General features: G+C 74.4%; 1 protein-coding gene. It reads left to right on the forward strand.

Annotated elements, in window-relative coordinates; translation table 11 throughout:
- Positions 1-2,981 (forward strand): acyltransferase domain-containing protein (locus tag ACWDBB_RS36085; protein WP_449793633.1); only part of this gene is annotated, 2,981 nt, incomplete at both ends.

The raw sequence follows: 2,981 nt of genomic DNA on the forward strand, positions 1-2,981 counted from the left end.
CCATGGTGTGGAGCCCGATGCGGTTGTCGGGCATTCGCAGGGGGAGATCGCGGCGGCGTACGTGGCCGGCGCGCTGTCCTTGGACGATGCCGCGAGGGTGGTCGCCCTGCGCAGCCGCGCGCTGGCGGTGTTGGCCGATCAGGGCGGGATGGTGTCGGTCGGCCTGGGGCATGAGCAGGCGGCCGAGTTCGTGGCCCGCTGGGACGGCCGGCTGACGGTGGCGGTGGTGAACGCCCCCGGTTCGGTCGTCGTGTCGGGTGATCTGGACGCGCTGGACGAACTGCTGAAGTCCTGTGAGGCCGACGGCATCCGCGCCCGCCGCCTGCCGGTGAACTATGCCGCCCACTCCGTCCAGGTCGAGGCGATCCGCGAGCAACTGCTCACCGACCTCGCCGACATCACACCGCACCCGGCGGTGATCCCGTTCTACTCGACGGTGACCGGCGAGGAGATCGACACCTCCGCCCTCGACGCCGACTACTGGTACCGCAACCTCCGCGAACCCGTGCTGTTCGACCGGACCACCCGGCTGCTGCTCGCCTCGGGCAGCGACCCCGTCTTCGTCGAGATCAGCCCGCACCCGGTGCTCACGCCCGCGCTGGAGGAGCACGAGGCGGGTGTGGTGACCGGGACACTGCGTCGCGACCACGGCACCCCGGCCGAGTTCCTGGCCGCCGCGGCGCGGCTGTTCGTCGCGGGTGTGCCGGTGCGGTGGCCGTTGCCCGGAGGGGAGCCGGTGGCGCTGCCCACCTACCCCTTCCAGCGGACGCGGTTCTGGCTCGCCGGAGGCGCGGGAGACGTGTCCGCGGCCGGGCTCGACTCGGTGGACCACCCCCTGCTCGGCGCCGCTGTCGAGGTGGGCGAGCAGCGGGTCCTGACGGGTCGGCTCTCCCTGGCCACCCACCCCTGGCTCGCGGACCACTCCGTCCTGGGGACGGTGCTGCTGCCCGCGACGGCGTTCGTGGAACTGGTGGTGCACGCGGCCGGGGCGGCAGTGGAGGAACTGGTCCTGGAGGCGCCGCTGGTGTTGCCCGCGGACGGCGCGGTGGACCTGCAGGTCGTCGTGGGCGAGCCGGACGGGACCGGCCGCCGCACGGTCGACGTCCGGTCCCGCACGGACGGCTGGGTGCGGCACGCCACCGGCACGGTGAGCGGGCAGCCTGTGGTCGGGCGGGCCGTGGTCGGGCGGGAACTGACGCAATGGCCGCCGGCCGGCGCGGAACCGGTCACCGGGCTCTACGACACGCTCGCCGCGGCGGGCTACGAGTACGGGCCGGCCTTCCAGGCCGTGCAGGCGGTGTGGCGCCGCGGCAATGAGGTGTTCGTCGAGGTCACCGTGCCGGACGCGGCCCGGTTCTCCGTCCATCCGGCCCTGCTGGACGCCGCCCTGCAACCGCTGGCGCTGCTGTCCGGTACGGAAGGCGACGTGCGGCTGCCGTTCTCGCTGGGCGGGATCGCGGTCCACCGCACCGGTGTGACCTCGGCGCGCGTACGGCTGACGGTGGTGCGCCCCGGCACGTACGCCATCCACCTGGCGGACCGGTCCGGCGAGCCCGTGGCGACCATCGAGGCGCTGACCACCCGTCCGATGGCCGAACGCGGCCCGCTGTACGCCCTCGACTGGATTCCGCTGACCCCCGGCGAAGGCGCGCTCGGCGACGCCGTCGTCTCGCCCGGCTCGGTCGTCGAGGCGCTGGCGGCCGTCCAGGGCTTCCTGGCCGGGCCCGGCGAAAGGCTCGTGGTGCGCACGCGGGGCGCGGTCGCCGTCGTTCCCGGTGACGCGGTGAGCGACCCGGAAGCCTCGGCCGTATGGGGCCTGGTCCGGTCCGCGCAGTCCGAGCACCCCGGCCGGTTCGTGCTCGTGGACGCCGACGAGCTGCCCGACGGCCTGTCGGTGGGCGACGAGGACCAGCTGGCGGTGCGCCGGGGGGCCGTCTACGTGCCCCGGCTCGTGCGCTGCGCACCGGAAGAGGCGTTCGACGGACGGCTGACGCAGGCGGGCACGGGCAGCCTGGACGACCTCGCCTTCCTGCCGTACGAGCAGGCCCCGCTCGGACCCCTGGAGGTGCGCGTCGCCGTGCGGGCGGCCGGCCTGAACTTCCGGGACGTGCTGATCGCCCTCGGCGTCTACCCGGACCCGGCGCTGCTCGGCAGCGAGGGCGCGGGCGTCGTCACCGAGGTCGGCGCCGAGGTCACCGGGCTGCGGCCGGGTGACCGGGTCGCCGGGCTGCTTCCCGGCGCCTTCGGCCGGGTGGCCGTCGCCGACCACCGGGTGCTGGTGCGCATCCCCGACGAGTGGACGTTCACCCAGGCCGCCACCGTGCCGATCGCGTTCATGACGGCGTGGTACGGCCTGCGCGACCTGGGCGGGCTGAAGGCCGGTGACCGGGTGCTGATCCACGCGGGTACCGGTGGTGTCGGCATGGCGGCGATCCAGCTGGCCCGGCGGCTCGGGGCGGAGGTGTTCGCCACCGCCGGCCCGGCCAAGTGGCACGTCCTGCGTGCCCTGGGGCTGGACGAGGACCACATCGCCTCGTCGCGCACCCTGGAGTTCGAGCAGAGCTTCCCGCCCATGGACGTCGTCCTGAATTCGCTGTCCGGCGAGTTCCTGGACGCCTCCCTGCGGCTGCTCGTGCCGGGCGGCCGGTTCGTGGAGATGGGCAAGGCCGACGTCCGGCCCGGCGTGCTGGCCTTCGACCTGGCCGATGCGGGACCTGAGCGGCTGGCGGAGATCCTGGCCGAGGCCGTCCGGCTGCTCGGTGCGGGCGAGCTGCGGCTGCCACCGCTCACCACCTGGGACGTCCGCCGCGCGCGGGACGCCTTCCGGTTCATGAGCCGGGCCGCTCACGTGGGGAAGATCGTTCTCACCGTTCCCCAGCCGATCGGCCCCGACGGCACCGTGCTGATCACCGGGGGTACGGGGACGCTGGGGGGCCGTGTGGCCCGGCATCTGGTGGCCGAGCGGGGTGTGCGGCACCTGC

Source organism: Kitasatospora sp. NPDC001095 (genome assembly GCF_053598615.1).